Origin of the sequence: Streptomyces cinnamoneus (assembly GCF_014650495.1) — a bacterium.
Classification (GTDB): domain Bacteria; phylum Actinomycetota; class Actinomycetes; order Streptomycetales; family Streptomycetaceae; genus Streptomyces; species Streptomyces cinnamoneus.
Genome location: NZ_BMVB01000006.1, coordinates 56,260 through 71,379 on the forward strand (window position 1 = coordinate 56,260; position 15,120 = coordinate 71,379).

10 protein-coding genes and 1 riboswitch are annotated in these 15,120 nt (G+C 75.8%); of the genes, 4 read left to right on the plus strand and 6 right to left on the minus strand.

Features of this window, described 5'->3' with window-relative positions; translation table 11 throughout:
* Positions 1–13 precede the first annotated feature (13 nt).
* The 3 genes from IE182_RS10830 to lanKC (IE182_RS10840) all read left to right on the plus strand — a co-directional run bounded on the left by IE182_RS10830 (position 14) and on the right by lanKC (IE182_RS10840) (position 6,507).
* Complete coding sequence (locus tag IE182_RS10830; protein ID WP_373303539.1) at positions 14–1,105, plus strand: radical SAM protein; 1,092 nt, start codon at positions 14–16, stop codon at positions 1,103–1,105.
* Between the two features lie 61 nt (positions 1,106–1,166).
* Entirely contained in the window at positions 1,167–3,740 is a 2,574-nt protein-coding gene (gene lanKC / locus IE182_RS10835) for a class III lanthionine synthetase LanKC (protein WP_190109509.1), read from the plus strand.
* 211 nt (positions 3,741–3,951) lie between these two features.
* Positions 3,952–6,507, plus strand: coding sequence for a class III lanthionine synthetase LanKC (lanKC, locus tag IE182_RS10840; protein WP_190109510.1), 2,556 nt, complete (start codon positions 3,952–3,954; stop codon positions 6,505–6,507).
* 46 nt (positions 6,508–6,553) lie between these two features.
* Here the strand turns inward: lanKC (IE182_RS10840) and IE182_RS10845 are convergent, their stop codons facing one another.
* From IE182_RS10845 to IE182_RS10860, 4 genes are all read right to left on the minus strand, one after another.
* Positions 6,554–8,098 carry an MFS transporter gene (locus IE182_RS10845; RefSeq protein ID WP_229844729.1) on the minus strand — a complete coding sequence of 515 codons (1,545 nt, stop codon included), beginning with the start codon at positions 8,096–8,098 and terminating at the stop codon, positions 6,554–6,556.
* Between the two features lie 99 nt (positions 8,099–8,197).
* Positions 8,198–10,360: an FUSC family protein gene (locus IE182_RS10850; protein ID WP_190109511.1), complete on the minus strand. Its 2,163-nt coding sequence runs from the start codon at positions 10,358–10,360 to the stop codon at positions 8,198–8,200.
* Positions 10,361–11,005: 645 nt separating this feature from the next.
* On the minus strand, positions 11,006–11,626 hold the full coding sequence (locus IE182_RS10855) for a DsbA family protein (protein WP_190109512.1): 621 nt from the start codon (positions 11,624–11,626) through the stop codon (positions 11,006–11,008).
* Between the two features lie 128 nt (positions 11,627–11,754).
* Positions 11,755–12,249: a MarR family winged helix-turn-helix transcriptional regulator gene (locus IE182_RS10860; RefSeq protein ID WP_190109513.1), complete on the minus strand. Its 495-nt coding sequence runs from the start codon at positions 12,247–12,249 to the stop codon at positions 11,755–11,757.
* A gap of 149 nt (positions 12,250–12,398) precedes the next feature.
* Here IE182_RS10860 and IE182_RS10865 point away from each other — a divergent pair, with 149 nt between their 5' ends.
* Positions 12,399–12,818: a YchJ family protein gene (locus IE182_RS10865; RefSeq protein ID WP_190109514.1), complete on the plus strand. Its 420-nt coding sequence runs from the start codon at positions 12,399–12,401 to the stop codon at positions 12,816–12,818.
* Positions 12,819–12,852: 34 nt separating this feature from the next.
* On the opposite strand, the gene IE182_RS10870 is transcribed toward IE182_RS10865, so the two are convergent.
* Entirely contained in the window at positions 12,853–14,346 is a 1,494-nt protein-coding gene (locus tag IE182_RS10870) for a carboxylesterase/lipase family protein (protein ID WP_190109515.1), read from the minus strand.
* A gap of 112 nt (positions 14,347–14,458) precedes the next feature.
* Positions 14,459–14,932, minus strand: coding sequence for a C40 family peptidase (locus IE182_RS10875; protein WP_190109516.1), 474 nt, complete (start codon positions 14,930–14,932; stop codon positions 14,459–14,461).
* A 4-nt stretch (positions 14,933–14,936) separates the two neighbouring features.
* A riboswitch (cyclic di-AMP (ydaO/yuaA leader) is annotated at positions 14,937–15,087 on the minus strand.
* Between the last annotated feature and the right edge of the window lie 33 nt (positions 15,088–15,120).

Consider the following 15,120-nt stretch of genomic DNA (forward strand, 5'->3'; position numbering starts at 1 on the left):
ACGACGATCGACTGTGCGATTCAAGGAAAGCCGAAAGGGAACCATGAGCGTGTCTTCCGGTCCCGAGGTGGTCGTCTGGGACACCACCTACGCCTGTCCCCTGCGTTGCTCGCACTGCTATTCGGAGTCCGGCCGGCGGGCGCCCAGGCAATTGAGCCACGAGGACATGCTGCGGGTGGCCGACGCCCTGATCTCGCTGAATCCGCGCGTGGTGGCGCTCTCCGGCGGCGAACCCCTCGTGGTCAAAGGGATCTTCGAGGTCGCCGGCCGGCTGTCGCGGGCCGGCGTGAAGACCGCCGTCTACACCAGCGGCTGGATCATGGAACCCTGGATGGCGACCGAGCTCGCGAAGGTGTTCGACGAGGTCATCGTGAGTCTGGACGGGGCGACGGCGCAGGTCCACGACCGGATCCGGGGCCGGCGCGGCTCCTTCGACCGGGCGCTGAGCGCCCTCACCCTCCTCGACGGAGTGGCCCGGGAACGCAGACGCCTGCGGCAGACGCCGCTCTGGTTCGGCATCGACTGCGTCGTGGTGCAGAGCAATTTCCCGCAGCTGGAGGAATTCTGCACGGCCATCGCCCCGCGCTTCGGCGAATTGCGCAGCCTCACCTTCAACGCGGCGGTTCCCGAAGGGCTCGCCAGCCGGCCGGAATTCTGCCGCTTCGAGCTCCTCGACGACGACCGGATCGCGCAGTTGACGAGCGAGCGGCAGGTTGCCAGGCTGCAGCAGCTCGCACCGGAAGGGGTGCGGGTCTGCACCACCGACAATCAGAATCTCGTCATGCGCCCCGACCGTTTCGCACGGGGCGTCGACACACTCGTGATGCAGATCGAACCGGACGGTGCCGTCCGGGCGCTTCCCGTCTACGAAGGCACCGTGGGAAACATTCTGCAGGAGTCCCCGCTCGACCTGTGGTATCGCGGGGTGTCCCGGCTGAGCGACCCGTTCGTCGTGGAGACGCTTTCCGCAGTGCGCACCATGCAGGACTGGGCGGAGGCCGTCCGGCGCATGGATTACCACTTCGGCTCGCAGGAAGTGCGTTCCCGCATCGACCGGCGCTCCGTCCGCACCAATCCGCCGGAGTTCACCGCCCTCGCCCTGTGACGCCCTGACCGACCGCGCACGTCCTCGCTCCGGAAGTCCTCGCCCCCGAAAGGGACGCGCCGTGCTGACGCTCAAGGACTACGACCGCTTCGCTCTCGCCGACCCCGTCTTCTACGACGTGCCCGAGCGCTACCCCGACGACCACGACCGGATCCCCGCGGCCCGCCGGCAGCCTCCCGAGGGCTGGGAGCGGGACGAGTCGGACTGGTGGGTCTCCCTGCGTCCGCGCGGGGCCCCACCGCCCGCGCCGGGCTGGCGGATCCACGTGTCGGTGACGCCGGACCGTCTCGCCCGGGCCGCCGGGATCGTCTGGGGCCACTGCATGGAGCACGGGCTCGCCTTCGGCTTCCTGCGCAGCGCCGCCACCGCGCGCGAGCTCAACGGCCATCGCGCCGACCGCTTCCGGGGCGGGCGGACCATCACGGTCCACGCCGGTGACGAGGCCGCCCTCACCCGGACCCTCGGCGAACTCGCCGTCCTCCTCGACGGCCTGGCGGGGGTGTACGTCCTGGGCGCCCTGCGGCACGGGAACGGCCCCCTGTACGTGCGCTACGCCACCGGGCCCGGCGCACCGCGACGGCGGCCGGACGGCACGCCCGTGGCCGCACCGCGCCGGGCCGCCTTCACCGTCCCCGACGGGGTGCGCCTGCCCGAGGTACTGCGCTCCGACCTCGCGGCGCTGCACGCCCCGCCCGCGGGCGGGTTCCCCTACCGGGCCGAGCGCGCGCTGCGCCTGCGCCACGGCGGCGGGACGTACCTCGCGACGGACACCCGCACCGGGGAACGGGTGGTGCTGCACGAGGCCCGGCCCCACGCCGGGCTGGACCGGCACGGCGACGACGCCGTCGCCCGGCTCGGACGGCGCCGGGCCGCCCTGGAACGGCTGGCGGGCCTGGCGTGCGTACCGCGGCTCGCCGGCCACCTGACGCACTTGGAGCACCACTTCCTGGCCGAGGAGCACATCGAGGGCGACCCCCTGCAACGGGCCGCCGCGGCCGCCTTCCCGCTGACCTCCGCCGCCCGCGCCGCACGGGAGGCCGGGCCGTACACACGGTGGGCGCTGGAGGTGCTCGGCCGGATCGAGGAGGCGGTGGGCGCCGTTCGCTCCCGCGGGCTGCGCCTGGCCGCACTGGATCCGGCCACCGTGCTCCTGCGCCCCGACGGCTCGGTGGTGCTCACCGGCCTGGCCTCGGCCGTGCCCGGCGACGACGACCGGCCGGCGCCGGCCGGCGACCCCTCCTTCTCGGTGCCCGCCGGCCTCGGCGCGGCGGCCGCGGCCCGGTACCTGCTCGACCGGCTGCGCCTGTGGCTGTTCCTGCCCGTCCCGTACACCGGCACGGGTCCGCTGCGTGCGCTCGCGGCCGCCGTCGAGGAGCACTACCCCGTGCCCCGCGGGTTCGGTACGGCCCTGCTGTCGGGCCTGCGACCGCCCGGACGCTGCGAGCGGGGGAACGGGAAGGACGACGGGGACGACGACGCGGTGAGCGCGCTGCTGACGGCACAGCGGCCCGACTGGCCGGCGATCCGCGACGCGCTGGTGCGCGGCATCCACGCCGGTGCCACGCCCGACCGCCCCGACCGGCTCTTCCCCGGCTCCCCGAGCGGACCGCGGGAGATCGGCGGGACGGCGTTCGCCCACGGCGCGGCCGGCGTGCTGTACGCCCTGCACGGCGCCGGGGCGGACGTCCCGGACGCGTACACCGCCTGGCTCACGGCCGCGGTCCGCCGGGAGAGTGCGCCCCGCGCCGGCCTCTACGAGGGCCTGCACGGCGTCGCCCTCACCCTCGACGTGCTCGGGCGGCGCGAGGCGGCACTGGAGGTCCTGGAGCGCTGCCCGCCGGCAAACGACCCGGCCGCCCCCGCGGACCTGGCCGGGGGCCGCGCCGGAATCGCCCTGACCCTGCTGCACTTCGCGTCGGTGACCGGTGACACCGCCCTGCACGACCGCGCCCTGCGGCTGGCCGGCGAGCTCGCCCGCACCACCGGCGACGGGCCGCTGCCGGCCGTGCCCGGCAGGCCGCCGCCCCACGGACTCCTGCACGGCCCCGCCGGAGTCGCCCTGCTGTTCCTGCGGCTGTACGAACAGAGCGGGGACGGCTCCTGGACCGGCCACGCCCGGCGGGCGCTGCGCCACGATCTCGCCGGGCTGCGGACCCTGGCCGACGGCACCGTCGCCCTCGCCGCCGGCACCGGCCCGGCCCTGCCCTACCTGCAGGGCGGCAGCGCCGGCCTGGCGTTCGTCCTGCCGGAGCTGCACCGGCACCGGCCCGACCGCGCCACGGCCGCGCTGCCGGCCGCGATCCGGCGCACGTGCGACGCGGTGTACGTGCACACCGCAGGGCTGCTGCGCGGGCGCGCCGGGACCGTCGCGGCGCTGGTGGCGCTGGGCGAGCCGGCGGGCGGGCCGGTGCTGCTGCGGCAGGTGCGGCGGCTGGCGTGGCACGCCCGCTCGTACCGGGGCCACCTCGCGTTTCCCGGATTCCGGCCGGACCGGCTCTCGTCGGACCTGGCGACGGGTGCGGCGGGCGTGCTGCTCGCCCTGAGGTCCGCGTTCGAGGGGACCGGCGTCCTTCCCTTCCTGGGCGCACGGTCCATGTCCGTCCCGTCGGCCCCGTCGGCAGCGGAGGGGAGGTGAGCGACGTGTCGGAGATCCTGGAACTGCAGGAGCTGGAGGAGGAGCCCCCCGCCCAGTGGCCCTGCAGCAACAGCTACCAGAGCACCTTCGGACAGGTCTGAGCCGCGCGGGCGGGCGCGGCGGCCGTCGTCCCGGACGACGGCGGCCGGCGCGCCCGCCGCGTCACCCCTCGCCCGTCCCCGCCACGCCGCCGGCACCGGGAGGAGACTGCATGCTCGCTCAAGGCCACCTCGCCGCCGACCCCCTGTTCGTGGACGCGCTCGACCGCGTCGAGGACACCGCCGGGCGCTTCGCGCGGGCCGCCCAGCCGGCGCCGCCGGGCTGGCGGCGCGCGGAACGCGGCGGCTGGGTGGCCCTGGGGCGCGGGGACGCCCGGTTGCCGGCCCAGGGCTGGAAGATCCACGCCTCGGCAACCGCCGAGGAGGCCCCGCGAGTGGTCGACGCGGTGTGGGAGTACTGCGTGGAGCACGGCATCAGCTTCAAGTTCCTGCGCAGCCGCACCCTGTTGGCGCTGGTCAACGGCAAGCGGGCGCCGCGCTCGGCCGCCGGCAAGCTCGTCACCGTCTATCCGCGCTGCGAGGAGATGCTGGAGCGGACGCTCCAGGAGCTCTCGACGCTGCTGCGGGGGGTTCGGGGGCCGTACATCCTCAGTGATCTGCGCTGGGGCGACGGCCCGTTGTACCTGCGCTACGGGGGTTTCTCCGCCCGCTACTGCTTCGGCGGCGACGGCGAGTACGTGCCCGCGGTGGTGCGCCCGGACGGACTGCCGGTGCCCGACGTGCGCGGCACCGTCTTCAAGGTCCCGCCGTGGGCGCGGGTGCCGCCCTTCATCGACGCGCGGATCCGCGCCACCCGGGCGAGGACCGGCGGCGGCCTGCCCTACCGGGTCGAGAAGGCCCTGCACTTCTCCAACAGCGGCGGCGTCTACCGCGCCGTGGACCCGGCCACCGGCCGGCGGGTGGTGCTGCGGGAGGCCCGCCCGTACGCCGGTGTCGACGACAACGGCATGGACGCGGTCGCCCGGCTGGAGCGCGAGCACGCGGTGCTGCGGCGGCTGGCCGGGCTGGACTGCGTGCCGCAGCTCCTGGCCCGCACGCGCCACTGGGAACACCATTTCCTGGTCGAGGAGTTCGTCGAGGGCGAGCGACTGCACGAGGCGGTCGCCCGCCGCCACCCCCTCTTCCACCCGGGCGCGGGCGAGGAGGAGGCCGCCGCCTACGCCGCGTGGGCGTGCGGGGTCCTCGACCGCGTGGCGGTCGCGACGGCGGCGCTGCACGCGCGGGGCGTCGTCTTCGGGGACCTGCAGCCCGCCAACGTGCTGCTGCGGCCGGACGGCAGCGTCTGCCTGGTCGACTTCGAGACGTGCTTCGGCATCGCGGAGGACTTCACCCCCGTCCTGGGCACCCCCGGCTTCACGGCCCCCTGGGCGCGTTCGGGCGTCGCCGTCGACGCGTACGCCCTGGACTGCCTCAGGCTCGCGGTCCTCTGCCCGCTGACCGAGCTGCTGCGCTTCGACGTGCACAAGCACGAGCAGCTGATCCGGCTGGCGGAGAGCCGCTTCCCGCTGCCGCCCGGCTTCGGTGACCGGCTGCGCGAGGGCCTCGCCCCGCCCCCGGACGCCTCCCCTGCGCCGGCCGTCCCCTGGCCGGTGGGGCCGGGCGGCCGCAACGAGCCGGGCCCCTGCCGCGAGGGCGGCACCGGTGAGGAGCACGCCCCCGGCTGGGAGGCGGTCCTGGCGTCCCTGGCCCGGGCCGTCCTGAGCAGCGCCACCCCGGAGCGGGAGGACCGCCTCTTCCCGGGCGACGTCCGGCAGTTCGACCAGCAGGGCGCGGGCCTCGCCTTCGGAGCGGCGGGGGTGCTGCACGCGCTGCACGGCACGGGGCACGGCACGGGTTCCCGCTTCGACGGGTACGTCGACTGGCTGGCACGGGCGGCCGAACGCACCCGCTGGCCGCGGCCCGGCCTGTACGACGGGCTGGCAGGCATGGCGTACGTCCTCGACGAGCTCGGCCGCCCGCAGCAGGCACGGGCGGCGGTCGACCGGCTGGCCGCCTTCGACCTGCGGGGATGCGGAGCGGGACTGTTCGGCGGGCTCGCCGGGATCGCCCTGACACTGTGGCACTTCGGCGACGCGCAGGGGGCGCTGCGGCTCGGCGACCGGCTGGCGCGCTCCCTCGACGACGAGGCGTCGCCGCCGGCGGCCGTGGGGCTGATGCGCGGCTGGTCGGGTCCGGCGTTGCTGTTCGCCCGGCTCTTCGCCGGGACGGGGGACGAGCACCATCTGCGCCGCGCCGAGGCCGCGCTGACCCGTGACCTGGCCCACTGCGGGGTCGCGCGCGGGAGGTTCGTGCACGTGCGGGAGGGCGAGCGCCGGATCACCACGCTCGGGCGGGGCAGCGCCGGGATCGGCATCGCCCTCGACGCGTACCTGGAGCAGTGCGAGGACGCCCACTTCCGCCGGCTGCGCGACCGCATCCGCGAGAGCCTGGGCACCGAACTCCTCCTGTCCTCCGGCCTCCTGGACGGCCACGCCGGACTGCTGTACGCCCTCACGCACCTCGGCGGGCCCGCCGGCGCGCGCCGGGTGCAGCTGCGCGGGCTGGGGCTGCACGCGGTGCGGTGCCGGGGGGAGCTGGCGTTCCCGATGGACGGCCGGCTGCGGCTGTCGATGGACCTGGCGACGGGCACGGCGGGCGTTCTGCTCGCCGTGCACGCCGCAACCCGGCCCGGGTCGACCGCTTCCTTGCCGTTCCTGCGCCCGGCGTGAGGGAGCGCGCGCCTGCCCTGACCCGCCGGCAGTGCGCGGCCGCCCGTCAGTGGCCGCCCGTCACCTTGAAGCCGCGCGGCACCATGAGGACGACGAGCAGGGTGACGGCGACGACGATGCCGGCCGAGACGTACGCGGTGGTGGTGAGCGCGGTGTCGAAGGCGGCGCGGGCGGCGTCCAGCACGCGCCGGCCCGTATCGCCGGCCGCCCCCTCGGCCACCTCCGCCGCGCCGCCCACCGACTCCCGGGCCGTGTCCAGGTCACTCCCGTGGAGCGGAAGCCCCGTCATGCGGCCGGTGTAGACGGCGCCGTGGATGCTGCCGAGCAGCGCCACACCGAGGCCCACCCCGAGTTCGTAGCAGGTCTCGGACACCGCGCCGGCCTGACCGGCCCGTTCGACGGGGACGGAGGAGACGAGGACGGACGCCGAGGCGGTGATCGCCAGGCCGTCGCCGAGGCCGAGCGCGGCCAGCACGAGCGCGACGACCGGGTACGTCGTCGGTTCCGGGGCGAGCGCGAGCAGGAGGAAGCCGGCCGCCAGGGCGCCGAGGCCGACGGCCAGGACGGCCCGCACCCCCAGGTGGTGCATCAGCCAGGGCGAGGACAGGGAGCCGGCCAGCATGGCGAGCGCGGAGGGCAGGGTCCGCAGTCCGGCCTCCGCCGGCGAGTAGCCGTGCACGTACTGCAGCCACAGCGAGATGAGGAACAGTGCGGCGCCGATGGCCAGCATGGCCAGCAGGGTGGCGAGAGCGGCGGCCGTGAAGGGGCCGGTGCGGAAGAGGCGTACGTCGAGGAGGGGGTCGTCGAGCCGGAGCTGGCGCCGGGCGAAGACCGCGAGCAGGACCACGCCCGACAGGAGGACGCCCACGTCCCCGGGGTGCAGGCTGCCCTTGGCGACGTGTTTGATGCCCCAGGCGAGCGCGACGATGCCGGCGACGGACAGCAGCGCGCCCGGCCAGTCGAGCCGCCCGTGCTGCGGGGCCCGGTACTCGGGCAGGAGTCCGATGCCGGCCACGACCGTCACGACGACGACGGGGACGTTCACCCAGAACGCGGACTGCCACGCGAAGTGTTCGACGAGGAAACCGCCGATCAGCGGCCCGACGCAGGCGCCGGCACCGGCCACGGCGGCCCAGATGCCGATGGCCAGGGCGCGTTCGCGGTCGTCGGTGAAGATGTTGCGGATCAGCGAGAGCGTCGAGGGCATCACCATGGCGCCGCCGAGGCCGAGCAGTACCCGGCCGGTGATGAGCTGCCCGGAGCTGTGGGAGGTGGCGGCGACGACGGAGGCCAGCCCGAACAGCACGAAGCCGGTGAGGAAGAGCAGCTTGCGGCCCCAGCGGTCGCCGACGGCGCCGGTGGTGACGAGCAGTCCGCCGAGGACCAGGCCGTAGACGTCGATGATCCACAGCTGTTCGAGCGCGCCGGGCCGCAGGTCGTCGATCAGTGAGGGGAGCGCCACGTTGAGGATGGTGGCGTCCATGGCGACGAGCAGCAGGCTGGCGCACAGCACGGCGAGCATGGCCCAGCGGCCGGCGTCCGGGGCCGCCGCCCGGTCCCCGGTCCCGGGTTCTCCGGGGGCTCGCGCCATGGCACGACACCTCACCCTCCACGGCCCCGAGCCGCCGGTGGCGAAGGACGACCGGCCTGAACAGTATGAACCGGTTTGATGCTTTTTGCCCGGGAGTGCTCACCGGCTGAGCAGATCGGTGCGGACGCGGGCCACGTCGCGGGCCACGCCGGTGAGCCACGCCTCGGCGTCGACGGCCAGCAGCACGGGCGCGGCGTCCGCGGCCTGTTCCGGGGAACGGCTCGGCGGGGGCGAGCCGCCGGCGGACGGCTCTTCTCCCGCCGTGGGAGGGGCTCCCGAGCGCAGCAGCTCGCCGGAGCGGCGGCAGGCGGCCGCCACCTCCTCGGCCAGGGCAGTGAGTCCTGCGGCCGCCTCCGGGGGCAGCGGGGCGGGGGCGGCCCCGTCCGGGCAGCGCAGCAGCATCAGCTCGCCGCCGCGCAGCATGTGGTAGCCGGCCGTCAGGGCGAGCTCCCAGTGCGGGTCCGCCGTGTGCCGGGGCATGCGCTCGGTCTGGTACTGGCAGTAGGTGGCCTCGGCCAGGAGCATCGCCCGGCGGGCGGGCCGCAGCGGGTCCGCGGGGCCGGGTCTGCCGCACAGCACGTCGACGACCGCGCGGCAGGCCGCGGCGCCCTCGGTGAGGAAGCCGGCGAGTGCGCCCCGCAGTTCGCCGTGGCCGCCGCGCGGCCAGGCGAGCAGGCTCACCGCCGCGCCCACGGCGCCTCCGGCGAGCACGTCCACGATCCGCACGGCGGACAGCTGCCAGTCGGCCACCGACAGCTGAGTGAACATCAGGACGAAGGCGAGGGTGAACACCGCCTGCTCGCCGGCCGGCCCGAGGACGGGCCCGGCGGTGAGGCCGGCGAGGAGGACGAGGGGCAGCACGGCGGCGTAGAAGAGGGGGACGTCGCCGACCGCGAGGAGCAGGAGGGCGGCCAGGCCGGCGCCGACGGCGGTGCCGAGGAAGGCGGGGCGCAGGGCGGTACGGGTGTCGGCGGCGGAGGTGCGCAGGAGGCTGAGCGTCGCCAGCAGCATCCAGAAGCCGTGCGACAGGCCCAGCCCGCCGGCCAGGAGCCGGGCGATCGCCATGGCCAGGGCGACCCGGAGGGCGTTCTGCAGGTGGACCGAGTGGGGGGTCAGGTGCAGGCGCAGCCGTCGCCACCACAACAGAGCGGCGGGTTCGGTGGCGTACCGGAACGGCCATGTGGGGGCGCGGCCCTCGGCGGTGGGGCGGACGCCGAGCGCGATGCGGGACGCCTGCGCGGCCAGCAGTGCCCCTTCGGCGGCGGCCTTGACGACCGCGTCCTGGTGCCGCCGCAGGGGCGAGGCGCCGGGGAGCGCGTCCGCGCGGGCCGCGTCGAAGGCGGCCACGGCCTCGGACAGGCCGGCGGCTTCGCCCGGCGGGGACCCGCCGCGCAGCCCGGCGGCCACCGGGTCCAGGGCCGCCGCGGTCCGGCCCAGCAGGGCCAGCGCGGGCGGGGCCGCCACGGGCGGCCCGCCGGTGCCGCCGTAGAGCCGGTCGAGCTGGTCGCGGACGTGCCGGACGGCCGCGCGGGCGTGGTTGAGGGCCCGGTCGCGGGCGGAGGGCGAGGTGGGGCGCTCGGTGGGCGGCATCCGGGACGGGCGGGCGGCGTCGAGGGCGCGGTCGGCGGCGGGCCGGGTGTCCCCCGCCCCGGCGGCGGCCGTGGCGCAGCTGCCGGCCACGGCGGCGGTCGCGTCGGCGAGGTGGACGCGGTACGGCACGGACGGGGGCTCGGGCCGCAGGACCCGCTCCACGAGTGCGGTGAGCAGGATGCCGGTGGTCAGGCCCGCCAGCCGGGAGCCGAGGGTGTCGGGGGCGTAGGGCGGGAAGCAGGGCAGGACGTAGAAGAGCTGGACGGCGACGCTCACCCCGGCCAGCCGGGGGCCGCCGACGCCGCCGAAGGAGACGGCGAAGCCGACGACGAACATGCCGCAGGCGGCGGCCCAGTCGCGGACGGCGAGCAGGGTCCCGGCGGTGACCATGAGGCAGCCCACGGGCACCATGGCCAGCAGGGTGCCCGTGCGTTGCCGGGCGGTGCCGCTGAGCCGCGAGAACATCACCAGCGGCAGGGAGCCGAACATCGCGTACAGCCCCATGAGGGGGTCGCCCAGTCCGTAGGTGCACGCGTAGAAGCCGGTGCAGCCGGCGACCGTCGCCCACAGGGCGCGCCGCGCAGCCTGCGGACCGCCCCGCTGCCGCAGCAGCCGGCGGACCGCGGCGCTTCCCCCCACCGGCCGTTCGACCGGGCTACGGGCACGGACCATGGTGCCTCCCCAGGCTAGGCCGGTCCGGGCCGGCCGCAACCCGACCGGGCGGCACGACGAAGCCGAGCCGTTCGCCGCCCAGGGCATGCCGGGCGACCTGCGAGCCACGGAACCCACCCACCGACCGACGCACCACCCGGCCGGGGGCCGAGACCCGGCCGAGACGACCGCCACCAGGCCGGGCGACCTGCGGACCGCGGAGCCCACCCGCCCACTGACGTGCCACCCGGCCACAGCCGAAACCCGCCGGGCAGCATGACGAAGCCAAACCGGCCGCCACCCGGGGCACGCCGGGCTACCTGCGGACCGCGGGCCTCACCCACCAGCCAACGCACCACCCCGCCGGCAGCCGAGACCCGCCGGCCGGCACGACGGAACCGAGCCGACCGCCACCCGGCGCACGCCAGGCGACTCGCGAACCACGGGCCCCACCCACCGGACGGGGGCCGAGGCCGCCGGGCGCACGAAGCCGAGCCGGCCGTCGCCCACAGGCACCGCCCATCCCGCGGCCCACCGGCTGTCACCGCAGCCAACGAGCCGCGGCCGCCCGCCGGCCGACGGGCAACCCGGCCGTCGGCCGGAGGGCGGGCGGATCCGGCAACCCGTGCCCGCCCGCCGGCCGTCGGCCGCAGCGGCCGCCTCCGGTCAGGCCGCCGCGGCGAAGGCCGCCAGGCGCTGTTCGATCTGGGGGGCGGTGGCGTGGCCGACGGCCAGGACGGCGGCGCGGGCGCCGTCGACGGCCAGGAGGGTGGGAAAGCCCTCGACGCCGTACTCCGCCGACCGGCGGAAGTCGGCGCGGGCGGCGTTCGCCGAGGCCGGAGAGGTGAAGGCGGCCGCCACGGCGTCCGCGTCCAGGCCGGCCCGCTCGGCGACGGTGCGGTAGGTGCCGGCGTCGGACAGGCTCAGCCCGTCGACGTAGAACGCCTCCTGCAGGGCCGCGGCCAGTTCCGCCGCCCGCTCGGGGGCGGCCTGGCGCAGGGCGGCCACGCCACGGGCGGCGGCCTCGGAGTCCATGACGAACGAGCCGTCCGCGATCAGCCGGTCGTAGGCGGCGCCGAACCCGGCCCCCGTCATCTCGGCGATCTTGGCGTTGGCGCCCTGGACGTAGCCGAACTCCCGGATCGGCACCCGGCGGGCCCCGGTGAACAGGCCGCCCGAGACGACCTCCACGGGCAGCTCGGGCCGGCGGCGGGCGACCTCGGCCAGGGTGGCCGAGAAGCCGTGGGACCAGCCGCAGTAGGCGTCGAAGACGTAGACGAGCTTCATGGGGGGGCCTCCAGGGGCGGTGGTGCGGTGCCCGTCGGCACGGGCGGTTCATCTGCCTCAACAGTATCTGCTGCGTCAGACATTCCCGTCCGCCCGAGGTTTTTACGGCCTCCTCACCGGCACCCCCGTCACCGCAGCCGCGGCAGCGCGTCCCGGGCCGCGTGGCTGAGGGTCTTCAGGTCCTCCGCGAACCGCTCGCGGTGATCCTCCGGCAGCGGCTCCAGGAAGAAGCGCCGGATGTTCTCCACATGGACCCGCGCCGCCCGCACCACCGTCTCCTCCCCCCGGGGCGTCAGCCGCACCAGCCGCCCCCGCCGGTCGTCGGGGTCGGCGTCCCGGACCACCAGCCCCGCCGCCTCCATCCGGTCCACGAGCCGGGTGACCCCGCCGGTGCTCAGCACGCGCTCCTGGGCGATCGCCCGCATCGGCAGGCCCGCCTCCCCCGCCCGGCCCAGGATCAGCAGCACCTCGAACATCAGGTGGCTGATCCCGCACTCCTCCTCGATCGCCCGGCCCAGGATGTACTCCAGCCGGTTCGCGGCCCCCTGCAGCCGCCCGAACGCCAGCACGAGGCCGTCGTTCGCCGCCTGCTCCGCCGTTGCGATCTCCGCTTCCCCTGCCACCTGGTCCCTCTCACCGCGCCTCACCACGTCCCGCGACGCCCTTGCGCCACCCCGGAGCCTACGAGGAGAACCGCGGCACCGGCGCCGGTGCGGGGCCGGGGTCGTCACCCGATGGCGGGAAGGGACGGCGCGGAGGGCAGAATCGGAGGGTGTCCAGACGAACGAGCCCACGCCGGCAGCCGGCGATCACCGCCACCTCACCGTGCCCCTGCGGGCTCGGCGCACCGTACGGGGAGTGCTGCGGCAGCTTCCACCAGGGCCGGGCGGCGGCGCCCACGGCCGAGCGGCTGATGCGCTCGCGCTACAGCGCCTTCGTGGTCCGCGACGCCGCCTATCTGCTGCGCACCTGGCACTCCACGACGCGGCCGCCCGGGCTGGACTTCGACCCCGGCATCACGTGGACGGGTCTCGACGTCCTGGGCGCCACGGACGGCAGCGCCTTCCACCAGGAGGGCACGGTGGAGTTCCGTGCCCACTACAGGGTGGGAGGGGAGGCGGACAGCCAGCACGAGCTCAGCCGCTTCGCCCGCGAGGACGGACAGTGGGTGTATCTGGACGCGGTCGGCTGACCGGGCCGGCGGCCCGGCCCGGACGAGGCCGGCCTCAGACGAGGTCGAAGGGTTCGACGCCGTGGCCCTCCCAGATCCGCCGGGAGGCGTCCTCGGGGTACGGGCCCGCTCCGGTCCCCGTGTCCAGGAGCCCGGTGAGCCGCCCGTCGGTGACCCGGTAGGCCGGCCAGCCGGGGTCGCCGTGGGCGGCGAACGACGCCCACGAGCGGCGGATGTCGTCCCCCAGCGCGAGGACGTCCTCGGGCGGCGGCTCCTCCCCGTAGAACAGGCGGGCGGCGGGGGCGCTGTAGGTGCCGAACAGCAGTGACACGTCCAGGCCGTGGGCGGCGCCGAGGGCGCCGCCGAGCGCGGGCGCGGACAGGCACAGCTCGTACAGGTGGGCCGTGCCGCCGCCGGCGGAGTGGGCGTCGGCGAGGTGCAGGGACGGCATGCGGAACAGCACGTCGCTGTAGAGCAGTTCGAAGAGCGCGGCCGGCGAGGCGTCCGGATGGGCGGCGCGGTAGGCCCGTTCGCCGTCGGGTGCGGGGGCCAGGGCGCGCAGCGCCGCGGTGGCGTCCTCGTCGGTGATCTTCTCGGGATGGCCGGAGAGCATGAGGAAGGGGCGGAACTCGTCCCGGGTATGACCGGTCAGCAGGTCGGTCTCGCTCGCCCGGCCGTCGCGCAGGCTCCGCCAGGGCACGTCCGGCACCACGTCGCCGTCGACGACCGGCAGGAAGGGAACGCCCGAGCGGGCCAGCCGGCCCCAGCGGTCGATGCGGGCGGGCAGTTCCTCCATGAGCGGGTCGATGGCGTCGGCCAGGCGTTGCGGGCTCACCGCGGCGAGCCCGGCGGTGGTGGGGGTCGTGCCGAGCCGGGCGGCCAGGTCGGCGGTGACGTCCGCGGCCAGGGCGCAGGTCGCGTAGAGGCCGGGCACGGACTGGGTGATGGCCCGGCGGAAGAGGCCCGCGGCCCGGGGGGCGGCGAGCAGCGTGGCGATCGAGCCCGCTCCGGCGGACTGTCCGCAGAGGGTGACCCGGTCCGGGTTGCCACCGAAGCGGGCGATGTTCTGCCGCACCCAGTCGAGGGCGGCGAGCTGGTCGAGCAGGCCGCGGTTGTCGGGTACCCCGGGGAGGTGTGCGAAGCCCTCGGCGCCGAGCCGGTAGTTGAGGGTGACCACGACCAGTCCGCCCTGGCCGGCCAGGAGCGCGGCGTCGTACAGGGGGTCACCCGCGGCCCCGGAGACGTAGGCCCCGCCGGGGATCCACACCAGGACCGGCAGCCCGGACCCGCCGGGGTCCGGGGTCCAGACGTTCAGGGTGAGCCAGTCGGTGCCGGCCGGGTCCCCGGGGACGCGGGCGGGCCCGGACTGCGGTGGCGGTGGCCCGAAGGCGAGGGCGTCACGGACCCCGTCCCAGGGGAGGGGCGGCTGCGGCGCGGCGAAGCGCAGGTTTCCGACGGGTGGCCGGGCATAGGGGACGCCGCGGAAGACGGCGAGGCCCCCGGCGGTCAGCTCTCCGCGCACGATGCCCTGAGCGGTACGTATCTCCATACCCGTACCGCTCCCCCGCGCCGCCCTTTCCCATGTGTGCGGGGGCGGCCGTGTGCGGGGGCGGCCGGTGCAAGGTGGCGGCCCCGCCGGGTGGCGGGGCCGTGGAGCGGGGCTACTTGACGCGGCCGTACCAGACGCTGTTGGTCCAGATCTTCTCCAGCCGGACGGAGGTGCCGGGCTTGGGGGCGTGCCAGATCTTGTTGTTACCCGCGTAGATCCCCACGTGGTAGACGTTGCTGCCGCTGTGGAAGAAGACCAGGTCGCCCGCCTGCCGGGAGCTGCCGGACAGGTGCCGGGTGGCGTTGTACTGGCTGGCGGCGGTGCGCGGGAGGGTCTTGCCGGCCTTCTTGAACGAGTAGAGCGTCAGGCCCGAGCAGTCGAACCGGTCGGGGCCCGTGGCGCCGTACTGGTAGGGGGAGCCCTGCTTGGCGGCGGCGACCTTCAGCGCCTGTTCGCCGGCGGTCGCCGCCTGGGCCGCGGGGGCCAGGCCGGGGACGAGGACCGTTGCCGCGAGCGTGGCGGCGGTGACGGCCGACGCGGCGCCGGCCCGGGAAATGAGCGCAGGTATGCGAGGCATCGCAGACATGCCAAAGCCCTTCGGCATCCGCCTACGAAAGATGACCTGTCGGGTTCGGGCTGCGAAGTTGCCCGGCCACGGTGTGGCTTCACCCCAAGAACCACCGCGTTCGTGGTTCGTACTGCTTGGGTCTCCCGCTCCTGCCGATTCGTCGAATCGTTTCCGCACCCGGTGCGGCGGCAGGACTCGGCGTCCGC

What these genes read in the sequence shown, in the direction of transcription:
- lanKC (WP_190109510.1), top strand. Translation starts at nt 3,952, where the DNA reads ATGCTCGCTCAAGGCCACCTCGCCGCCGACCCCCTGTTCGTGGACGCG.
- IE182_RS10845 (WP_229844729.1), bottom strand. Translation starts at nt 8,098, where the DNA reads ATGGCGCGAGCCCCCGGAGAACCCGGGACCGGGGACCGGGCGGCGGCC.
- IE182_RS10850 (WP_190109511.1), bottom strand. Translation starts at nt 10,360, where the DNA reads ATGGTCCGTGCCCGTAGCCCGGTCGAACGGCCGGTGGGGGGAAGCGCC.
- IE182_RS10855 (WP_190109512.1), bottom strand. Translation starts at nt 11,626, where the DNA reads ATGAAGCTCGTCTACGTCTTCGACGCCTACTGCGGCTGGTCCCACGGC.
- IE182_RS10870 (WP_190109515.1), bottom strand. Translation starts at nt 14,346, where the DNA reads ATGGAGATACGTACCGCTCAGGGCATCGTGCGCGGAGAGCTGACCGCC.
- IE182_RS10875 (WP_190109516.1), bottom strand. Translation starts at nt 14,932, where the DNA reads ATGTCTGCGATGCCTCGCATACCTGCGCTCATTTCCCGGGCCGGCGCC.